Source organism: Methanosarcina sp. KYL-1 (genome assembly GCF_024372725.1).
Lineage (GTDB): Archaea > Halobacteriota > Methanosarcinia > Methanosarcinales > Methanosarcinaceae > Methanosarcina.
In genome coordinates this window covers 74,901-96,179 of the sequence record NZ_VOUA01000002.1, presented here as the reverse complement: position 1 = coordinate 96,179, position 21,279 = coordinate 74,901, and the positions used below count along the sequence as shown (strand labels likewise).

The following is a 21,279-nucleotide window of genomic DNA, read 5'->3' as shown; positions in this document are numbered from 1 at the left end:
ACAAGCATAATAATTTTTCAGCATAAATAATCAAGCATTCGCAAAAAGTAAGAAATAATATCGGAAAAATCATAATTATTTTAATAAATATCAAAAAGAATTAAATAAGTATTAATACAATCGAAATATACTACTAGCTATGGACATGTACGAGGATTTTGAAGAAATTCGCGTAAAAGATGTCTATATCATTGATGCCCTCACTGATCCTACTCCTGTAGTGCTCCTGGAAAACGAAAGTGGCAGCATGCTTCCAATATACATAGGGCATCTGGAAGCACTCTCAATCGGGAATGTACTTAAAAATATTTCCCCCCCCCGCCCCATGGCCCATGACCTTTTGATCAATATCTTCGACCGCCTCGAAATAAAAATCGAAGGGGTAATGATTGACGACAAAATCGACAAAGTATATTATGCCCGCCTCCTGGTAAGAAAAGGACACAACCTCATGCAGTTTGACGCAAGGCCGAGTGACTGCATAGCCATTGCCCTCAGGACGGAAGCCCCCATAAAAATCAGAAAAAAAGTGCTTGAGGACTCCGAAATAGAAATGTCTCGCCTCGAAGGAGCCAGAGTAATGAGCATTTTCGGATAAATCCCTGAAAACTTCCATTAAAGAACGAAAACTGATTTTCCGCTTCCATTTTCAGTTTAGATTTCAGAATCTGCGGCACCTGAATTCACGGCAGAAATCTGCTACTTCAAACTCTGTTTCTTCAAATTCTGTTTCTTCAAATTCTGTTTCTTAAAATTCGTTCTTCAAGGGAGGGGCTCAAATTTCAATAAGCTTTTAATAAAAGTTAAATTCATTATCCCTTTAGATGCTCACCAAAAGAATCATACCATGCCTTGACGTGACCCTTGACAAGGCCGGCGGTTCGGTTGTTAAGGGTGTGGAATTCGTGGGCCTGAAAGAGGCCGGAGACCCTGTGGAACTTGCAAAGCGCTATAACGAAGAAGGCGCGGATGAACTTGTTTTCCTGGATATCACAGCATCCGCCCACGGCAGGGAAACCATGATCGATGTGATTGAACGGACTGCAGACGAAGTCTTCATTCCCCTCACCGTAGGAGGAGGGATAGGGTCCATTGATGCCATCCGGCAGATCCTCAGGGCCGGGGCAGATAAAGTGTCTGTCAACACCTCCGCGGTCAAGAACCCCGGTTTCATCAAAGAGGCTTCCGACATCTTCGGGGCCCAATGCATAGTCACTGCCATTGACTGCCGCAGAAATACGGACGTGGAAAACAACCCCGACAAGACCGTCCTTGAACTTGAAGACGGGACTCCTGCCTGGTATGAAGTGGTAATCTACGGAGGCAGGGAAGGCACCGGGATCGATGCCGTCCAGTGGGCCAGAAAGGCCGAGGAACTGGGGTCAGGAGAAATCCTGCTCACAAGCATGGACCGGGACGGGACCTACGAGGGATATGACCTGCCCATCACCCGGAAACTCTCCGAAGAACTTGATGTCCCCATTATCGCCTCGGGTGGTGTAGGAAACCCCCAGCACATCTACGAAGGCTTCTCCGAAGGAAAGGCCGACGCCGCCCTTGCAGCCAGCATCTTCCACTTCAGGGAATATACCATAAAGGACGTAAAAGAATACCTCCGGGAAAAAGAGATCCCCGTCAGGCTCTGAAAAGGGAGATCGGCAGTAAAGGGGATATCAGCAGTGGAGATTGCAGAATTCCAGAAATTAATGTACGAACTCTACGCCCACAACGACCGGAGGAGAGGAGGCACTGCCACCATGCTCTGGCTTGTTGAAGAAATAGGGGAGCTTGCCGAGGCAATCCGCAGGGAAGAGCCGGAAAATATAAAAGAAGAACTTGCCGACTGCTTTGCCTGGGTAGGGGCTCTTGCAAACCTCTACGGCGTGGACCTCGAAGCAGCGTTCCTGGAAAAGTACCCTGGTGTCTGCCCCACCTGCAGGCAAAAGCCCTGCATCTGCACGGACTGAGCAGTGGGACCTTTTACTTTATGTTACATCTTATTTATTTTTTCACGAGATTATTATAATAATTATATCAAATTAAGAATTAAATACCATAACTAAGAATAAACGTCATGCTTAACTTTTATAAAAATAACATTTTTACTTATTTTTTATAAAAACATTTCATATTTTTTCAGATACTTTTTTATTTATTAGAAACAATCTATTAGTCTGGATTCTTATATGGATTTATTATCGGGGTATCGAAGATGTCAGAAAAGGAAACCATGGAGTACTTTGAGGGTTTGCAGCTGAAGATCCTGAACAATACTGCCGAGGATCTGGTCCTCCAAGCCCAGAAAATTGAGAAAGGGAAATACAAAAAAGGCCAAACAGCTCCTGAAAAAGTCGGCTCTTACGAAGAAGAGGCCTTTGAACTCATCGCATGTGACGGAAGTTGCGAAGGCGGAGCGGACATTGAAGGCTGGATAAAGTACGGGATAGGGTGTTCCGAGGGGTACTGCAAGCTTCATTTCAAATATATGGGGAAGATGGACAAGGTCAGCTATTCCTGCGAATGCCACATGCACGAAGGAAAGATGCTCTGTGAAACCACAAAAGACAAGAAAACCGACAGAAGTGTGACCTGGGTAATCGGGCCGAAAGAATAAAACCTTCAACGTCCTTACCCGGCCGGCCAGGAAACGTTTCAGTCCATTCACAGTCGTTTGTTATTTTTGCAGGGAAACAAAACCCTGCAGACTGGAGCACTTCCTGCCCGGTTTTATTCCTATTTTTACAGATGTCTTTCAGCTTCCGCCCGGAGCTGCGGATGCCAAAGCTTAATAAAGAGCAGGCTCTGTAATCCAATCTGATGAAGCCTGCAAAACCGGAACTGCTTGCCCCGGCCGGCAGCATGGAAGCCCTGAAGGCAGCCGTGGAGAACGGGGCGGATGCCGTGTACCTGGGAGCCAGGGCTTTCAGTGCCCGGGGGTATGCATCCAACTTTTCTGAAAAAGAACTTGAAGAAGCCATTGACTACGCCCACCTGAGAGGAGTGAAGGTATACGTTACGGTAAACACCCTGCTCAAGGACGAGGAAATGGAAAGCGCCTTAAAGCTGCTTTCCCGTCTGAGGGAAATGGGGACCGATGCGATTATTATACAGGACCCGGGGCTCGTGTCTCTTGCGGGAAAAAACCTGCCCGACCTCCCCCTGCACGCGAGCACCCAGATGACTTTGCACAACAGTGCAGGCATCGCCTTTGTAAAAGAGGTTGGAATCGGAAGGGTCGTGCTCTCGCGGGAATGTTCCCTTGAAGACATCAAAAGCATAAAAGAAAAAACCGGGGCTGAACTGGAAACCTTCGTCCACGGGGCTCTTTGCATTTCATATTCGGGCCAGTGCCTCCTTAGCAGCCTGATAGGGGGCAGGAGCGGAAACCGGGGCTACTGCGCCCAGCCGTGCAGGAAAAGATACAGGCTTCTTTGTGACGGGAAGCAGGTCAAAACCGAAGGCAGCTACCTCTTAAGCCCGAAAGACCTCAACACCTCTTCAGGCCTCGGGGCCCTTATCGAAGCAGGAATCGATTCCTTCAAAATAGAGGGCAGGATGAAAAGGCCCGAGTACGTGGCAGGGGTTGTCCGGACCTACCGCCGCCTGATTGAAAGGTACCTTGAAAACCCGGCAGGATTTTTCATTTCCGATGAAGAGAAAGAAACCCTGGCCCAGCTTTTCAACCGGGGCTTTACGACAGGCTACTTTTTCAAAAACCCCAGGGGAGAGCTCATGAGCCGGGAAAACCCACACAACCGCGGGATTCCTGTGGGGACGGTTGCAGGATACGACAGGCGCACAAAGCGTGTCCGCATAAAGCTTTCAGGCGCCCTCCGGCCTGGAGACGGCATAATGATAGAAAACGCCGAGACCCGGCCCGAAGACAAGGGAAAGATCGTGCAAGCCATGTACACCGAACGCGGCCCAACTTATCATGCGAACAGGGGGGAACTTGTGGAAATCCCCTTCGATTCGAGGGCACCCACCGGAAGCCTGGTGTACAGGACCCACGACAAAATGCTCATGGAATCCCTGAAAAAGGAAAGCGAATCAGGGGATCTGAGGCCGAAAATCCAGGTCTCCATCAGCGCCTCTGCCTCCCCCGGGCACCCTGTAAAACTCGAGATAAAGGACGAAGATTCAAACTCCGCAGCCGTAGAGTCCGAATACCTGGTTGAAAAAGCAGAAAAGCAGCCTACCTCAACAGCCCGGATCGAACAACAGCTTTCCAAACTCGGGACAACGCTTTTTGAGGCACGGGAAATCAGTCTGGATGTTGAAGGGGACGTTTTTATCCCCGTCGGGCAGCTGAATGAGCTGAGAACAAGAGCAGTCGCAGAACTTGAAAACCTGAGGATTTCCAGGTGGAAGCGAAAGCCTCTTCCGGAACTCCGGCTTCCAGAGCCCGAAATAAAACCCGGGATAAAAACCGAAATAAAAACGGGACCTGAAGAAGAAAAAAGACCGGAAGAAAGCCCTGAAGAAGGAACAAGAGAAAAACCCGAGGACGAAAGGAAATCAAAGCCTATGCTTTCGGTTTCCGTATACTCGGCGGAAGCTCTGGAAGCTGCCCTTTCCGGAGGGGCCGACAGGATATACTTCGGAGAAGGGCTCTTTAGAAGCCCGGAGAGGGCAGGAAAAGAAGAAAAAGAAAAAGATACAGGGCAGGGACATGAACCCGAAAAGGAGCCTGAAACGCTTTTCGAAAGCGCAGTCCTGAAAGCCCGGGTTGCAGGCAGGAAGATCTATTTCATCACCCCGAAGATTGTGAAAGATTCCGAGATGGAAAGGGTGGAGGAAATCCTCTCCTGTGCAGGGAAACTGGGGGCTGACGGGGTACTTGCATCAAACCCGGGGGTATTCGGGCTTGCGAGGGCAAAAAAGGTTCCCTGTATCGCAGACAGTCCCCTTAACACTTTTAACAGCTATGCCTTTTCGCTCTTTATCGGGGAAGGGGCTGAGACAGTTGTGCTGTCCCCGGAACTGACCCTCGAAGAAATCAAAAGCGTTGCCGCCCACGGCCCGGCAGAGTGCATCGTCCACGGCCGCCTGGAACTGATGGAGTCCGAACACTGCCTGGCAGGAGGGCTTCTCGGAGGAAGCAAAGGTCGGTGCAGCGCCCCCTGCAGGTCAGGAAAGTTCACACTGGTAGACGAGAAAAACTACGAGTTTCCCCTGCTCATGGACTTCCGGTGCAGGACGCACCTCCTGAACTCAAAAGCCCTCTGCATGCTCGAGTACGTCCCCGACTTCCTGGAAAGCGGCGTCTCAAGCCTCAGGATAGAAACCCTGGGGATGGAAAGCCCTGAAGAAGTCCGGAAAATAACCCGGGCATACAGGAAAGCAATTGACAGCTGCCTTGAAGGAAAACCTGTCCCGAGAAAATGTGAAGGGCTTGGCAAAGGCTTTACAACGGGACACTATTTCAGGGGCGTGCAGTGAAAAAAGAGCAAAAAGACGGGCAAAGGATTTGGATAAGGGCTGGAAAAAAGCAGGAGGAAAGGATGGAAAAAAAGCAAGAGGAAAGGATGGAAAAAAGGCGGGAGGAAAATATGGGAAACGAAAGGAGTCCGGGCCGACAGGCTCCTAAAATATTCCTTTCGGGTTCAATCCGGGGAGGGAGGCAGCTCCTTCAAGCATACCGTTTTATGTACGACACCCTTGAAGAAGCCGGGGCAGAAGTCGTAAGCTGGCACGTGGCAGACCCTGAACTGGAAAAAGTGGAGTCGGTAATGACCGAAGGGGAGATTTACGCCAGGGACATGGGGCTACTTTCCGAAAGCGAAGCCCTTGTAGCGGAGGTTACGGTGCCTTCCATCGGGGTAGGCTACGAGATATGCCGCGCCCTTGTCCGGAAAATCCCCGTACTCTGCCTGCACGAGTCTGAAGCAACGGTTTCGGCCATGGTGCTTGGAAACCCTGACCCCGGCCTGCAGGTGAAGGCCTACTCGGACAAAGAAGAACTTAAGGCAGTTCTTATTAAATTTCTAGAATCACTCTAAGACCACGCTTAGCGACAAATTTCAGCATATTCCCACAAAAACAGCAAACATAACTGAATAAGGTCAGAATGAGGGACGGGAAAACAGATAAGGAAAATAGATAATGAAACTGAGGTCACTCATTGATAATTATTAAATAATTGGATTTCATAGTATAGCCTATGGTAGTAGGAATTGCTGAAATAACAACGCTTATACTGGCAGTCGTAGTTGCCTACTTGCTTTACAAAGCTCTCAAAACCGCCACCAACCTGGCAATAAATGCGGTCCTCGGGATAGTAATCCTCATTATCGCAAAATTCCTGCTTGGAATTGAAATCGCAATTACCTGGCTTGTAATCCTGGTCTGTGCAATAGGAGGCGTTGTCGGTGCGCTCCTTGTAATCGCGCTGAACTACTTTGGCATCGCTTTCGTTTAAGCAGGCTGCAGAGGTGCAGGAATTAGAGAAAAAGAGAGAAAAAGAGAGAAAGAATAAGAGATTGCAAAATAGGTTGTAGAGAAGAGTGCAAAGTAAGTAGTAAAATAAGTAGTAAAGTAAGTAGTAAAGTAAGTAGTAAAGTAAGTAGTAAAGTAAAGGCCATCGAAAAGTGGAGGTTAAAGCCTCCATGGGATAAGCTTTCCTGAGTTAAAGCCGCCTGAAAACTCCCCGGACCATATGCCTCCGGTAGGTCTCCCCTCTGAATATTTTTTCTCTTTTTACACTTTCCATTTCGAGGACTTCAAAGCCTTCAAAAAGTGCCCTCACTTCTTCTTCCGTAAAATAGTGGTAGATTATCCCGTTTTGCCGGACAAAAGTGTGATCTTCCCCCGGGCCTGCGGGTTCTCCTCCATAGCGCATGTCTTCACAGCCGAAGGCCTCGAAAAAAACCAGGCCCCCCACCCGGAGCACCCTTCGGAACTCCCGGATGGTGGCTGCCCGTTCTTCGCCGAAGAGGTGCTGGAGCACCCCATAGCAGAGAATGCCGTCAAAGGACCCGGCTTTGAAAGGCAGGAGGTGTACGCTTGCCCCAAGGTGTTCTGCAGCCCTACCGCTCCGGGAAAGCTGCACCCTTGAACTGCGCAGGGCGGTTAAGGAGACGTCTGCTCCTACGGCAGCGTAGTGCCCTGCAAGTTCTCCCAGGTACCTCCCGTTCCCGCAGCCTGCGTCCAGGACCCGGGAGCCGGGAGGAAGGTAAGCCCGGACCCCCTTTACCGAAGCCGGCCCACCCCACTTCAGGTGAGCATACTCCTTATCCCAGGCAAGGAAATGCTCATTGGGTTTTTCTCCCGAAGGTTCCGCACTCTTGCTCATTTCCACTTTAATCCTCAGCTGCGTTTTTCAGGAGTATAGACGGAAGCCTCCCTGAAGCGCTGTACCAGGAACTCCTTTTCAAAGGAAGAGAGGAACCAGCCGGCCTTCGGGCCCGAACTCTGCCCGAGGATTGCGGTGTAGATGGCTTTGAAAAGTTCTTTTGGGTCTGCCTGCAAGACAGGGGCTCCCATTAATTTTTCCATTCCGAGGTTCAACTCGGAGCCCTGTTCCTTTGCGGAATACACAAGCATGTGGTAGTCCTCCCCAGTAAGCTTCCCGCCTGCCTCGATGAGAGCGGAAAAAGCTCCAAGGAAGGCTTTCTGGAGTTCAGAAAGGGTGGCGACCTGCACTGGCACATTATCCTTTACGCTGAACTTGGCAAATGGGGGGGCATAGAGCTCGAGCCATTTCGAGACGTTGTCTGCCAGTTCCCTGATGCACGTTTCATTTTCCGTAGAAAAGCCCGAGCGCTCCACGATTTTCAGGACCTGTTCGAAATCGCCCCTGGCAACCTGGAAGATTGTGACCATCTGCTTGAAAGGGATTTCGGACTGGCAGATGCCCGTAGCCCTGGAGAGTTCGTAGATCCTCTTTTCAAACTCCCCGAGAGTCGGGTCGTTTTCCCGGAACTTTGCCCTGAGCCGTTCGTATTCGTCCACAAGGGTCAGGAGGGGCTGCCCCGGATCGAACTGGATGTGCTTTTCGGGTTTTGTCCGGATGATCAGGTAGCGCAAGACCTCGGGAGGCACCACTTCAAGCATGTCGGAAATCGAGACCACGACCCCTGTGGATGAGGACATTGCCCCCTGTTTTCCGAGCATGATCCATTCATAGACAATGGGGTTTGGGGCATGGTTGCCGTAGACCTCTTCTACTATCCGCTTGCCGGTATCGTAAGAGCCGCCCCTGGATGCATGGTCTTTTCCGAAGGGCTCGATGGACACGCCCAGGATTCCCCAGCGGGCAGGCCAGTCCACGCGCCAGGTGAGCTTGCCCCCGCCTCTCATGGGAACTGTCCCGGAATGCCCGCAGGCACAGACATAGTTCACGGTTTCGGCCTCAAGGTCAAACCCGGTCACCTTTGTGGTAGTGAGCCTGCCGCACTCATTGCAGATGGGGTTAAAGGGGCTCCATTCCTCAACCACGGTCTTTCCGGAAACCTCTTCGAGGATCTTTGCGATCTCGTCGCGCTTCTGGAGCGCCGTCTTGATGGCTTCGGTGTACAGCCCTTCCTTATACATCTCGTCGGCCCTGTAGACCTTCGGGTTGATGCCCAGGCGCTTTAAGGCAGCCAGGAAAGGCTTCAGGAAATGTTCGGAGTAGTTTGCGCACTCCCCGCAGGGACAGGGGACCTCGGAGAGGGGTTTTCCCACATGCTCCGCATAACTTTCAGGGAGGAAAGGATAGACCTTGCGCAGGGGGTCGTAGGTATCGGCGATGTAGATCAGCTCGGCATCCGCCCCCCTGTCCAGGAGAGCCCGAAACGCGGCGTCTGCGGTCACAACTTCTCGCATGTTGCCGATATGGATGTGCCCCGAGGGAGTTATCCCTGTGGCAACAAGGTGCTTGCTGCTCTTTTGTAACGTGTCTTCTGCTATGACGTCTGCCCAGTGGATGATGTCAGCCATTTTTAGTCACCAAAATTTCTGATACGAAGGGTAATAAGGAAATATGAAAACCAGCCCGGAGCCGGAAAGACAGGATTCGGAAAGCTTTCCCGCCGCGAAAGTATGCCCGGGACTCTTAACGTTTTTATTCTTGTAGGGTTTCTCGCACCTTAATTATGCATATCCGGTAATAAACTTTGGGCTGGGAATAAAAAACGGCACCCATTTTCGATGTTACCCGGAGCAGGGAATAAGAAAAAAGAAAAGTAAACTCAAGAAAGAAAAGAAAAAAGAAAAAAGGAAAGAAATTGAATGGAGGTTCAAAGGCAAATTGCTTCGGGAATCCGCACAATTCCGGAGATTTAAAATGGCACTTTACTGGGCAAATCAAGCAAACTTGCTTTACTAATAATTACAAGTACTTGCAAGTATATATAATTTTTGCACAAAAACGATTACGGAAAAAAAGAAGAGAATTGAAAGAACAAGTTAATTGAAAACAACTATTTAGAGGGGTAATAGATAAGAACAGATGAAGGAAATCATACAATTAGACAGTTAAAAAGAGAGAAGTAAAGGATACAGACATCCGAAACTTGAAAACATGAAATTCAAAGGTCAACGAGAAACAACCTTGCCTGGTGCAAAATCATACAAAATTACGAAAAAAATCACTGGGATAAAAAGGATAGGCAGCAGAGAAAACCGCTAGCACAAAGGAGGAAATTTCCGGGCCCGCCTTCGGCTTTATTAACCGTTTTTAAGCCGACCGTTTTTAGACAGGCCCGTACCTGTTTATCCCTGCTGCCTTCCGGAAAGGAAGCGAATTCGGGCAGCAGCCCGAATGCTCACTTACTGGGTCTGTCTTCTGAAGAGATCGCAGGAGTTGATCTTGACGTCGAGAAGCTTCTCGATGTTCATCTTTGCTGCAATGCCTTTGGCTGCGCCGGGCACGGAGGTGATGACGCCGATGTCAAGCTCTTCACGGAGTTCACGCATGACGTGCTCGTCCGAGAGGTCCATGGTTTCGACTCCGAGCTTCTTTGCGACGTACTCCTTGGCTTCTCCGATCCTCATGTTCTTTGAGAATTCCATCCTTGCAACGAGGTCACCTGCGGCCCTGATACCGGTCATACCGGAGGCCATGATGTGGGAAATCGGCATACCCATTGGGTCGCCGACCCCGATCTATATGCCGTCGACGCCGGCAATCTCGACCATTGCCTTGCTGGCTCTGGTAACGGCGTCGATGGGTGGGGTCTCGAGCATCGGGATTCCGCCTACACCCATACCCATGTCAACGTGACAGGGGATAGTGGAGGCTTCAACAGCTGCCTTCATGAAGGTGACAGCCCTGGCAAGGTTCCAGGGGGAAGTCTTGCTGGTGTTGGTGTTGCACACTGGACCGAAGACGTTTGCGCCTGCCTTTGCGATCAGGGGTGCCTGCTGGTGCGGCCAGAGGCCTGCGAGGGTTGTACCGTCGTACTGCAGGTTGCCGTGCATACCGAGCACACATTCCCCGGCCATTCCGGCTTCGATGTACATGTTCGGGAATTCCTTCCTGAGAGCCTCGATTGCGTGGAGGGTGCCGTACATGTCTGCGTCCCCGGCTGCTCCGGTGGTGTCAAAGTTCACACCGTCTGCCCCGGAGGCAAAGAGCTTCTGCATAACCCATACGGTGTCCCTGGAGAGGTGCTCTGCGGCGTGTTCCATAGAGTCCCAGGCTTCCTGGATCTTGAAGGCCTTCATAAGGTCTCCCGGGTTCTCAAAGGGTCCGTCGGGGGTGTAGTAGAGCCCCATGTTCGGCATTGCCCCGTAGAAGAGAGGGATGACCATGTTCTGCTGGCAGACTTCCATTGCCTGGCACTCGTTTGCAACAACCGGCTTTACAGGCTTGTAGCTGTAGTCGATGTGTCCGAGTTCCATGGTGTCTGCGCCAAAGGCCCGCTCGTGCATCATGCAGCCGACAAGGCGGCTGGAGGGAATGCCCACACCGCTGTTGCCCTGGTCCCCGTCAAGCCTGAGTGTACCGATGTCGTGGGTTACAGGGACTTCCATGCCCTGCTCGACACTGACTGCCTTTCCGGGCATAGTCAGGATTTCCACGAGCTTGTCAAGTTCATCAGCGCTGAGGTCAGGAATCTCGCCGAGGTCGGCGGCGTTAGCCATACCTGCCTCGATTTCCTCAACAATCTTTTCTTTGGTAAGGAAGATACGTTTACCGTCTCCCATCCTCAAAGCATATTCAGTTGCCATTTTTTACACCTTTGTGAATTATTAGATATGGAAAGATCAGATATGGAAAGCTGTGTATAGGGGTTCAGAACTTCGAGACGAAGGTCCTTGCCTGCCAGAGGGCTATTACCGCCAGGACCAGGATGAGGACCATCCACATAACGTCCCCGGCAGGAATGAAGGAGTTTGCCCAGTACGCATTGTAAGCTTCCAGAGCCGCTGCTGTTTGTGTCATGATTTAACCTCCGTTAAAGATTACACATATCTCAGGCAGGCATCAGAGCCGCGGGCTTTCCCGAAGTCGGTGATCACGTATTTGTGCAGGAGGAAACCTTTTTTGTAGATCCCATCCTCGTCGACTTTCTGCTCCACGTCCTTCAGCATCCCTCCGGATGCCAGTTCAAGGATGTCGAAGTTGATGCTGTCCCTGTGAAAATTGCTCCTCATGCCGTACTCTTCCTGGATCTTTGAAACGACCTCATAGTTCCATCGTTCTTTTCCATCCAGCAAGATTTCCAGAATCCTGAATTTAATAGGACGGTTTCCGCTCACTTCACTCACCTCTCAGAGTTTCAAGTTCACTTGTATCTTCCGTAAACATAACGAAACTGCCAATAACACAGAGAGTGCCTCCGACAAGGATAGTCCACTGCGGGACATCTCCGAAGAAGAGGAAAATGAAGATGATAGCAAACAGCCCGTAGAGGTTTCCGATACCCTGGCCTCTTCCAACCCCGATAAGCGGGAAGGACTTGTACCAGCAGACATAACAGAAACCAAAGGTAATCCCTGCGAAGATCAGGACCAGCAGGGTCATGGGTTCAAAGGCCTGGAGTGCAAAGGAATACATCGGGTAGCCGAAAACTGCGAGTATAGGGACAATAATGATCCACCAGATGATGTTTTCTCCGACGAACCTGAGGGTCAGCCCCACATCGGGCTCGGAAATGTCGAGACCTTTTCCTGCGATTGCACCTTCAATGCCCCAGCCGGCAGCAGCCATCAAACCTCCAAGGTATCCGATCCACTGGACATTGCCTGAGGAAAGCTCGGTCAGAAGCCCGCCTCCGAAGATCGTGACGCCTCCTACAATGATGACACCGATGCCGATTGCCGCTCTCTTGGAGATCTTTTCCCCGTACCAGTAATAGGCAAGAATCGAGCCCACCACAGGGTAAAGGAGAGCCGCAACAGCTGCGAATGCTCCGCCGATAAAGCCCATAGCAATAAATGAACCGAGAATTGCCATCGGGCCTCCGAAAATCGAGGCAAGGAAGAACCACTTGGAACACGGGTGGAATTCTTTCATTGTCCGGACAAGTTCCCCGTATTTGCCAAGTACTCCGTTCCAGAGCATAAGCGCTAGCATGACAGTAAGTGCATTAAAGGCCGTAATCAGCACGGCAGTTACAATAAGAGCTGTGCCGTCTCCGCCGGTTTCGGCAATAGCGCCGTACATTTCATCAAACGGGTTCAGCACCCACACAACGGTCCCTGGAAGATACCAGATACCCCAGAACACAGCACAGAAAAGGGCCCACATATACCCTTTACTGATCTTTCTCTTGCTTTCCTGTTTTTTTAAGCTTTTCAAATCCACAAAAACTCCCTCCATTTTTCCTGGCGTCTGCAGAACTCCCTTCAGGGCAGCGATAGGGACCTGCCCATATTCCGCAGCCGGAAAATGCAGCCTGGGAACCCTCTCCAGTGGATATCATATCTCCGGGAATTGCTTTCCGTTTTTCAAACTGCAATTTTTAACAATCGTTTTTTCAATTGCCGTTTTTAACAATCGTTTTTAGTTGCCATTTTTAACAATCGTTTTTAGTTGCCGTTTTGAACCTTAAAGCCGTTTTTTAACAATCGTCATTCAGTTGCCGTTTTTAACGATCGTTTAGTTGCCATTTTAACCTTAAAGCCATTTTCAACAACTGTTTTTCAATTGCCGTGTTTAAATTGCAGTTTTTTAATAGCCGTATTAACAACCGTTTTTTGCCATTTTGAAGAGTTGTTTTATACAGCCGTTTTAAGGAAATTCCCGTAAAGTTGGGTATGACCTGCAAGAGTTAATTGTCTATATCCACAGCTGGCGGTTCCGCGAAAACTGCACAAAATAAAGATTTACACAGAAAATGCATTCAAAAGAACACATTTTCTGCGTTGAGTGCCGTTTTAGAGTAAGGCTGCTTTAACCTTGCTAACGGCATCGGTGGCGCTTTCACCGTAGATGTCTGCGCCGATCTTGTCTGCCCAGTCCTGGGTTACAGGGGCGCCTCCGACCATGGTCTTAACCTGGTCGCGGACACCTGCTTCCTTGAGCTGTTCTTCGATCTGGATCTGGTTGACCATGGTGGTGGTCATAAGGGCAGAGGATGCAACAATCTGGGGTTTGAGTTCCTTTACCTTTTCAACAAAGGCAGCGATGGGGACGTCCCTTCCGAGGTCCACAACTTTGAAGCCTGCGATGTTGAGCATGGAGGCAACGATGTCCTTTCCGATGGAGTGGATGTCACCTTCGATGGTTCCGATGACAACGGTTCCAAGGCTCTTGGTCTGGGATTTGCGCTTCTCCATTTCCGGCTTGATGACTTCAATGCCTGCGTTCATTGCTTCTGCAGCTGCAAGAACGTGGGGGAGGAAAAGGGTGCCCTGTTCGAACTGTTCCCCTACTTCCAGCATGCCTGCGGTAAAGCCCTTCTCAATGAGTTCTACAGGGTCAATTCCTGCTGCAAGAGCTTCTTCTGCGACTTCTGCTGCGAGGTCTTCGTCAAAATCAGTGATTGCGTCTTTTGCTTTTGCAATGATTGCTTCTGTGCTTGCCATTTTTAGATCTCCTGAATATCCTGATATTGTAATTACATGCCTCTGAAGGCTTTGTCAGCTCTGTCGACAACTGCCTTCATGTCCTTGAGGATGTCTGCATCGATTGGTTTAACTACGTGGTTCTTGAGAACGTCTACGACCTTTTCGTGTGCAGCGGTTGCAAGGTCCTTTGCGCCGGCTGCTGCCCAGTCACCGAACATGCGCCTGTCGATGAGCATGGGGTCGGAGGGGTAGTTCACAAGCTGCCTGGTCTGTTTGAGAGCGAGGAAGTTGTTTCCGATGCCGACTTTCTGGATAGACTCGACTGCGAGGGTTTCCTCATTGACAGGGACTCCCTGCAGAGCCTTCTTGGTCATCTTGATGATATCGTTGTCAATAACGAGCTGTTCCATGGAGAAGGTCATACCAAGCTCAAGCATCCCGGCGCCGTAGAGGGTGTTTGCCCCTGCGAGGGCGGGAAGGAGGCAGGTCATGGTCTTCTCGTGTCCAGCCTGGTCGTCCGGGACCTTTGCATCAGACTAGGTGCCTGCCACGAATGCGGGGAGGCCATAGAACTGGGCGAGCTTTGCGACGGATGCGCTGATCAGGCCGAGTTCGGGAGATCCGACGGGCGCAGTACCCTTCTTCAGGTCGAAGGTGGTGGTGGAACTTCCGTACCAGACTTTGGTTCCGGGTACTGTGAGCTGGGCGAGGGTGATACCGGAGAGGACTTCGGCATTGTGGGTCACAAGGGTTCCTGCAAGGTATACAGGAGAGGATCCACCGGACATTGCCATACTCAGGACGTTTACGGGGATACCGAGGCGGGCACCCTTAATGATGACCTGGCAAGCGTTGACACTGAGCTCGAGCGGGCTGGTCGGGCAGAGGAGCATGGAGAAGATAGGCTTCTTCCTGGCTTCTTCTTCGTCGCCGCCGTAGTAGGCTTTTGCGATGTCCCAGTAGTATTCGACGTTTTCGCCGACGGGGTCAATGTGGTGGAAGTGTTTTGCAGTGTTGGTAAGAGGAGTAAAGGTCTCGTGGACGTCCTGGGCACCCTGGCCTGCAATGTCCCTTGCGGACACCGGGAGGGAGAAGTAGTCGATGTTTTCTGCCCAGTCACAAAGCTTTGCGATGTCTGCGATGTCCTGTTCCACGGAGTCAACGGTTACGTACTTGCCGTCCTGGAACTTGCACATCTTGACACCGGTACCGAAGCAGGTCCAGTGAACCTTACCGCCGGACTCCTGTACGGTGTTGTACTTCTTGTCGCGGCCCCAGAGGACAAACCTGGAGGGAGCGAGCTGAAGGGCTCTCCTTACGAGATATTCAGGGATCTTTACAATTTGAGTCTTCTCGTCAACTTCACAGCCATTTTCCTTGAAGATCTGCCTGGCTTCCGGGTCAGAGACCTGGACACCGGGGTCCATCAGAACTTCCATAGAGGCGTAGTGAATTGCCTTAAGTTCGTCATTCGTAAAAAGGTTTAATTCCACACCGTTAAGTGCGTTGAATCCTGCATTTGCATTACATTTTGCCATTTTTGTAACCTCCGAAAAAGAATAATTTACAAGAGCAGTTCTTTTGCTTTGGTAACAGCTTCGCTTGCGTTTTCAGCATAGCAGTCTGCACCGATTTTGTCAGCCCAGGCCTGGGTAGCCGGAGCGCCTCCGATCATGACCTTTACCTTTTCCCTGAGCCCCTCTTCCTTCAGGAGTTCGATAACGTCCCTCTGGCCGGGCAGGGTGGTGGTCATAAGAGCGGAAAGCCCGATCATGTTAGCGTTGACTTCCTTTGCCTTTTCGACAAAGTTCTTGATCGGGACATCACGGCCGATGTCATATACTTCAAAACCAGCGGACTGGAGCATGGTGGATACGATGGATTTCCCGATGTCATGGACATCGCCTTCCACGGTACCGTTCACAATAACGCCCATTTTCGAGCTGGCAGAGCCTTCAGGCATGAGGTCATCCAGGGCTGCAACTCCGGCAGTCATTGCGTCAGCAGCCATCATCACGTGGGGTAAGAAAAGTTTGCCTCTCTCGAAGAGAACGCCCACTTCATTCATACCTGCTGCAAGTCCTTTTTCAATGATTTCGGAGGGATCAAGTACCCCTTTTGCCTTCTCCACGGCAGCGAGCACCGTATCCTTCTTGCAAGAGACTACAGCGCTTGCAAGTTCCTGAAGCAATTCTTCGTTGCTAATAATGCATCCTCCGTTTTATTTTTAACAAATATCAGGAGACTTCCCAAAACCCATGATCATCACGATTCACCATGATGGAAGAGAGCATAAGCTAATGCGTCTCACAAATATCACGATTATCAATGACCAAGAGGGTTACAAACTCATGTGTCTCATTAGTGGGAGCTACGAGGACATGAGGACAACTCATGATCAGCGCATGATCACCATGGGTGGGAGTCCATGATCACCATGAATGAGGACCATGATCATCGGATATGGGGTTCACGAGTTTCGGAGTTGAGGGAATTTCGTAAAGTGCCATTTTTATTCCCGGAATTCAACTCAATTACACAGATGTCTCCAAACTAGAGTTCATTTTTCTGGTATAAATATTTTTTTGAAAAGGAGACGACGAAAATAGGGGTTCTATAAATAGTTTTTGGTAATAAGGATTTATAGAAAGTCGTTTGAGGAAAAACCGGGGAGACAAAACAGAAAATATAAATACAAGCTATTAAAATAGAACTTTAGGGGAAGAAAAACAGGAAAAGGGGAAAATATTCTTTTTTAAAAACCGCAGGAAGATATGGATCAGGAAGATTTCATTTCTTTTCAGTTCCTTTTTCAGTCCCTTACAGAACATCGCTCTCCCGACTTTGATTTTACACCCATAGTTCCATTTTGAAGCTTAAAAAAGAGAGGGTTATTTTTTCCAGTGCTTCGAAAATCTTCTTTCAGGAGGTTCATGACCTGCAAAGACCCTCTATAATCAAAAAAAACAAAAAGAATATATATAGGATCCCTGGGCCGGGAACCGGACAACCTCCGAAATATCCAGAGGTGTAAAGAGGCGTAAAAGAGATCCGATATCCTCTGAAAGGTCCAGAGGTGTAAAAGAGATGTAAAAGAGATTCAATATAGAACCCTGGCTGAACAAAGGTTGTCCTTTTACATCCTGTTACGCCCTTTTACGATCCAGGGCACATAGTTCAAGGGAAAGAGCTTACAGGAAAAAATTCACGGGGAATCAACCCTTTCATAACCCGAAATACAGAGCCTATAAACCCTGTTGACCTGTTCCAGCATTTTCCGGTCATCCCGCTCGACATTTATTCCGAAAGCCCTGGCAAGGTATTCGGCAAGGTCAAAGACCTCGATTTTCTCATCTTTTCCGGCTTCGACAAGGTTCTGCATGCAGCCGCCGCAGTTTGTAATGATTACTTCGCAGCCCAGTTTTTCCGCAGCCCTGTAACGGTCCGAAGCTACGGACAGGGACTCGGAGGGATAGTTGACCCTGACCCCACCCCCGAACCCGCAGCAGGCCGAGTTTTCAGGGGTCCTGTTGGCAAGTTCCGTGCCCGGGATTTTTTCCAGTACATTTCTTGCTTCCCGGTACACCCCCATCCCTCGCGTCAGATGGCAGGGGTCGTGATAAAAGACCCTGTTTATGAGAGCTGTTTTTGGGGCAAGTTTGCCTTCTTCAATCAGGCGCTCCAGGTACTGGGAGACCTGCAGGACCTCGAAATCCAGGTTCCCGAACATTTTCGGATAGATGTCCTTAAAAGCCTTGAAGCAGCCGGGACAGGCCGTTATCAGGACTTTTGCCCCTCTCTTCCGGACTTCTCCGATGTTCTTCTGTCCGTGCCTGAGGATCGGGCCCGGGTTTCCTGCCCCTGCGGATACGGCCCCGCAGCAGTAGTCAAGCCCGCTCAGGACCGTATAATCGACCCCGGCTTTATTCAGCAATGCAACTGTCGCCTTTGCCATGTTTGTGTTGATGTAAGTCCCGGCACAGCCCGGGAAATAGACTACAGAACCAGGGCCGTCCCTGTATGAGGAGACTTCCCCCATTTCGGCAATCTTTTTAAAGATATTATTCTCAGCATCAGGGTCAACCATTGTCTGCCTGTCGGAAAGCCCCTTTTCCCCCACCCATTTCTGCCGGGCAGGAGAGATTAGCATCTTGATGCCCAGTTCCTCAGGGCAGGCCCCGGCGCACAGTCCGCAGGTCAGGCAGCGGAACAGGGCATCAGGCTCGATTTCCGATTTCCCCTCAAGGTACCCGTATAAGCTTTCAATTAAACCGAGATCTTCATAGCGCGGGCATACTTCCAGGCACTGCCCGCATTGTGTGCACTTTTCCCTGTGCTCATTTACTATATCCATTTTTTAACTCCATATCAGGAATTCAGAACTTTAGAATATCAAGACTTCAGAACTTAAGAATATCAAGACTTCAGAACTTAAGAATATCAAGACTTCAGAACTTAAGAATATCAAGACTTCAGAACTTAAGAATGTCAGAATTTAAGTATCTACTTCTCAGACAAATTCTCCCTTCAAAAGTTTATCGGAATCCCGCCATGAATTATTTAAAGGCCTTGCGGCCACAACCAATCTTCCAGGGAAGGCAAAGGCAAATATCCGAAAATGCAATGTTCAGTATTAGTAATTCAATATCCATATAGACATTCAGGATTCAATATCCATATTGACATTCGAGATTCAAGGAAGGGATTGAAATACTCAATGAGCTGAAAACCAGCGTAAGAGAGAGAATAACTCCCCTTGCCCGCAAGGTCCCCCTTTCCCCAAACACCCTTACCCTCCTGGGTTTTGCGGTAAGTGTGGTTGCAGGGGCGGCATTTGCCCTGGGCAGGCCTTTTGAAGGAGGGCTCCTGATCCTCTTCAGTGGAGTCTTTGACATGCTGGACGGGGGAGTCGCAAGAGCAAAGGGCATCATCACACCCTTTGGAGGGGTGCTGGACTCAGTCTGCGACCGCTACTCCGACGGGTTGATGTTCCTCGGGATCATAGCCGGGGCTGTAAATGGAAAACTCGCCCTTCCCCCCATCCTGGGGATTGAAGGCTGGCTCTGGGCAGGCTTTGCCCTGATAGGCTCTTTCCTTGTAAGTTACACCCGCGCCCGTGCAGAGTCCGCAGGCTGCCGGAAGCTCTCCGTTGGCATTGCCGAGCGCACGGAAAGGATGCTTATCCTGGCTTTCGGAGCCCTTGCAGGCCTGCTTGGAGGGGCTATTGCGCTGATAGCCGTGATATCCCATATTACCATCGTCCAGCGGGTACTGCGGGCAAAAAGCATCCTGAGTAACCCTTCTGAACACGATTCTACGGACCAGTAAGGCAGAATCAGGAGTTTATAAAAAATAACTCAAAGATTGCCAGGGGAGTTTTCTACCGATATACATTTATACAACATATTTGATTACAATAGTTTACGATGGCAAGTAAGCTAAAGTTGCCATTGAAAAAGTAACCTACTCTGCGGGGCCGTAGGGTAGCTTGGTCCATCCTGCAAGGCTGGGGGTCTTGCGACTTGAGTTCGAATCTCAGCGGCCCCACCAAACTCTTTATTTTCTAATTGTTTTCTCACAGAGAGTTCTGACTTTTGTGTTTCTGTACTCAAGTTCTGTTTTTAAGAATTGAATGTTATAAGACCGGACTTAATAGTATTGTTTTCAGGAAGCCCGGAACAGCACCGGAAAAAAGAAGAACGGGACCAGAAAAAAGAAAGTGAAAGCCGACCAGGATTTGATCGGCCAATATGAGGCTTTTTATAAAAATCAGAGAGACATGATAAAAGTTATGAAGTCAGAGCTGAGCCTGGTTTCTCCCACAACCCTTTCAACAATTCCCTGATCAAAAAGCCCTTCTGACTTTAGTTCCTTTATGCGGTCAAAGACGCGCGGAGAAATTTCTGAATATTCACTGATGTCTTTCCTGTGGCCCCATACATCGCCTTCAAGTAAGGCAATGCCCTGCATTGAGAGGTACATCTGGGCAGAGCTAGAAATGGTATTCTTGTATGAAGCAGGGATATGGATCGCTTTTACATCCGGGCATCTCATAACAAGTTTGAATAAATCTTTGTTGGAAGGCCTGAATGCCAGGTGAATTAATTCTTCACTTTCTTTTAACGTTTCGATTTCATCTTTAGAACTTACTATCCGAAGTTTCATGCGTATCACATTTATTGAGGTTTTTCAGGATTTGCTGTATGGTGGAAATTAACTTCCGAATAATTGCAAGTAAGAGATGCTTCATTTAAAAACCTTAGCTTTTATGAGAGTGCCAGTTAATTTTTTACGCAGGGATGTAAAAAAGTATCAACATTGTGTTAATTTTTTATGAAAATATATAAAAAATTATCAAAAGATAGTGATGTAAATAAAACAGCCGGCTCTCATGGACGTTTCGGTTATTCTTTCATCTTTTCATGCAATTTATCGGAAAAAGCCTCCACTCAGCAGGCGGTGAGAGTCCCGGTTCTCTAAAAACTAATTCAAAAACCTTGTAGCTTTGAAAAAAAAGATAGGACTTAAGCAGTTGAACTGAAAAACAAAAGTGGAAAACACTTAACTGTATAAATCACAATACTATTTACAAGGTCGCATGTGCTTGATTTCATCCCTCAACTGCGTAAGTCCTAAAAAGATAAAAAAGATTACAGATGTATTTCGCAAATATCACTTTCTCTTTTTCCTGTAAAATAAGTAAAAAATGAAAAAGATGCAGAGTACAAAAAATAACAAAAATAAAAGAAGATGCCCACCCGAGATGAATAGAATAGAGGAACTTGTAATAGTGCTCATGATGCCTTAAAGGACAGGAACAGTTAAATAATTATTCCATGAAATTATTAGTTCCGAATGAGGTTCTCAAATCAGATACTGAATTTAACTTGATATAATCAGAGTATAGACGATCAAGAATCGGGTAACAAAGAAAAAATACGCAGAATTTTTTAGGAAGGGCACTTGCAAAACATTACTTGCAAGATTTTGAAAAGCCATTAAGTCAGGAATCTCATATTTGCAGACCTGCAAATTATTTTGCTGACTTACTTTTCTTCCTCTTCCTTCCCATTTTCATGCTCCTTTCCCTTTTCACGTTCCTTCCCCTTTTCCCTCTTATACTTCTCCCTGATTTTCTCAACCATTTCCTCATTGCCTTCGACAACGAAGGCCCCCACATAACCGCATTCCTTACAGTGATAGACCGCCCCTGCATACCCTCCTACCTCATAATACAGGTCCGCATTCCCGCAGACAGGGCAAACCTCGATCAATTTCTCCCGGCTCAGAATAGTTTCCTCCTTTGATAGGTTTACAATGCCGAATTGTTAAATTATA

The 21,279-nt window shown here is 48.9% G+C and carries 18 protein-coding genes, 1 tRNA gene and 2 pseudogenes; 9 read left to right on the top strand and 12 right to left on the bottom strand.

Going from position 1 to position 21,279, the window contains the following annotated elements:
- Positions 1–139 precede the first annotated feature (139 nt).
- From FTO70_RS02415 to FTO70_RS02385, 7 genes are all read left to right on the top strand, one after another.
- The gene (locus FTO70_RS02415) at positions 140–598 is read left to right on the top strand and encodes a bifunctional nuclease family protein (protein WP_255334106.1); all 459 of its coding nucleotides are present in this window, start codon (positions 140–142) and stop codon (positions 596–598) included.
- A gap of 226 nt (positions 599–824) precedes the next feature.
- Positions 825–1,646: an imidazole glycerol phosphate synthase subunit HisF gene (hisF, locus tag FTO70_RS02410; protein ID WP_255334105.1), complete on the top strand. Its 822-nt coding sequence runs from the start codon at positions 825–827 to the stop codon at positions 1,644–1,646.
- A gap of 33 nt (positions 1,647–1,679) precedes the next feature.
- The gene (locus FTO70_RS02405) at positions 1,680–1,967 is read left to right on the top strand and encodes a MazG nucleotide pyrophosphohydrolase domain-containing protein (protein ID WP_255334104.1); all 288 of its coding nucleotides are present in this window, start codon (positions 1,680–1,682) and stop codon (positions 1,965–1,967) included.
- 245 nt (positions 1,968–2,212) lie between these two features.
- Positions 2,213–2,614, top strand: a complete 402-nt coding sequence (locus tag FTO70_RS02400; RefSeq protein ID WP_255334103.1) for a hypothetical protein — start codon at positions 2,213–2,215, stop codon at positions 2,612–2,614.
- Positions 2,615–2,817: 203 nt separating this feature from the next.
- The gene (locus tag FTO70_RS02395) at positions 2,818–5,442 is read left to right on the top strand and encodes a DUF3656 domain-containing protein (RefSeq protein ID WP_255334102.1); all 2,625 of its coding nucleotides are present in this window, start codon (positions 2,818–2,820) and stop codon (positions 5,440–5,442) included.
- Positions 5,443–5,552: 110 nt separating this feature from the next.
- Positions 5,553–6,002, top strand: a complete 450-nt coding sequence (locus tag FTO70_RS02390; protein WP_255334316.1) for a nucleoside 2-deoxyribosyltransferase — start codon at positions 5,553–5,555, stop codon at positions 6,000–6,002.
- Between the two features lie 161 nt (positions 6,003–6,163).
- Complete coding sequence (locus FTO70_RS02385; protein ID WP_255334101.1) at positions 6,164–6,421, top strand: pro-sigmaK processing inhibitor BofA family protein; 258 nt, start codon at positions 6,164–6,166, stop codon at positions 6,419–6,421.
- Between the two features lie 207 nt (positions 6,422–6,628).
- Here the strand turns inward: FTO70_RS02385 and FTO70_RS02380 are convergent, their stop codons facing one another.
- From FTO70_RS02380 to FTO70_RS02335, 10 genes and pseudogenes are all read right to left on the bottom strand, one after another.
- Positions 6,629–7,294, bottom strand: a complete 666-nt coding sequence (locus tag FTO70_RS02380; protein ID WP_255334100.1) for a bifunctional 2-polyprenyl-6-hydroxyphenol methylase/3-demethylubiquinol 3-O-methyltransferase UbiG — start codon at positions 7,292–7,294, stop codon at positions 6,629–6,631.
- Between the two features lie 14 nt (positions 7,295–7,308).
- Complete coding sequence (gene lysS / locus FTO70_RS02375; RefSeq protein ID WP_255334099.1) at positions 7,309–8,922, bottom strand: lysine--tRNA ligase; 1,614 nt, start codon at positions 8,920–8,922, stop codon at positions 7,309–7,311.
- 831 nt (positions 8,923–9,753) lie between these two features.
- Positions 9,754–11,157, bottom strand: a pseudogene (mtbB, locus tag FTO70_RS02370) ([dimethylamine--corrinoid protein] Co-methyltransferase).
- A 64-nt stretch (positions 11,158–11,221) separates the two neighbouring features.
- Complete coding sequence (locus tag FTO70_RS02365) at positions 11,222–11,371, bottom strand: hypothetical protein (protein WP_255334098.1); 150 nt, start codon at positions 11,369–11,371, stop codon at positions 11,222–11,224.
- A gap of 20 nt (positions 11,372–11,391) precedes the next feature.
- Positions 11,392–11,688, bottom strand: coding sequence for a hypothetical protein (locus FTO70_RS02360; RefSeq protein ID WP_255334097.1), 297 nt, complete (start codon positions 11,686–11,688; stop codon positions 11,392–11,394).
- 1 nt (position 11,689) lies between these two features.
- On the bottom strand, positions 11,690–12,751 hold the full coding sequence (locus FTO70_RS02355) for a DMT family transporter (protein ID WP_255334096.1): 1,062 nt from the start codon (positions 12,749–12,751) through the stop codon (positions 11,690–11,692).
- A 557-nt stretch (positions 12,752–13,308) separates the two neighbouring features.
- Complete coding sequence (locus tag FTO70_RS02350) at positions 13,309–13,959, bottom strand: methyltransferase cognate corrinoid protein (RefSeq protein ID WP_255334095.1); 651 nt, start codon at positions 13,957–13,959, stop codon at positions 13,309–13,311.
- Between the two features lie 32 nt (positions 13,960–13,991).
- A pseudogene (gene mttB, locus FTO70_RS02345) lies at positions 13,992–15,479 on the bottom strand ([trimethylamine--corrinoid protein] Co-methyltransferase).
- A 26-nt stretch (positions 15,480–15,505) separates the two neighbouring features.
- Positions 15,506–16,150, bottom strand: coding sequence for a dimethylamine corrinoid protein MtbC (gene mtbC / locus FTO70_RS02340; protein ID WP_255334315.1), 645 nt, complete (start codon positions 16,148–16,150; stop codon positions 15,506–15,508).
- A 996-nt stretch (positions 16,151–17,146) separates the two neighbouring features.
- On the bottom strand, positions 17,147–18,295 hold the full coding sequence (locus tag FTO70_RS02335) for a (Fe-S)-binding protein (RefSeq protein WP_255334094.1): 1,149 nt from the start codon (positions 18,293–18,295) through the stop codon (positions 17,147–17,149).
- 392 nt (positions 18,296–18,687) lie between these two features.
- Here FTO70_RS02335 and FTO70_RS02330 point away from each other — a divergent pair, with 392 nt between their 5' ends.
- Together FTO70_RS02330 and FTO70_RS02325 are read left to right on the top strand one after the other, a co-directional pair.
- On the top strand, positions 18,688–19,269 hold the full coding sequence (locus FTO70_RS02330) for a CDP-alcohol phosphatidyltransferase family protein (protein ID WP_255334314.1): 582 nt from the start codon (positions 18,688–18,690) through the stop codon (positions 19,267–19,269).
- Positions 19,270–19,413: 144 nt separating this feature from the next.
- Positions 19,414–19,491 (top strand) — tRNA-Pro (locus FTO70_RS02325).
- Between the two features lie 219 nt (positions 19,492–19,710).
- Here FTO70_RS02325 and FTO70_RS02320 read toward each other — a convergent pair.
- Positions 19,711–20,106 (bottom strand): DUF1699 family protein, encoded by a 396-nt coding sequence (locus FTO70_RS02320; protein ID WP_255334093.1) that lies wholly within the window; start codon positions 20,104–20,106, stop codon positions 19,711–19,713.
- Between the two features lie 881 nt (positions 20,107–20,987).
- Entirely contained in the window at positions 20,988–21,215 is a 228-nt protein-coding gene (locus tag FTO70_RS02315) for a hypothetical protein (protein WP_255334092.1), read from the bottom strand.
- Positions 21,216–21,279: the final 64 nt, after the last annotated feature.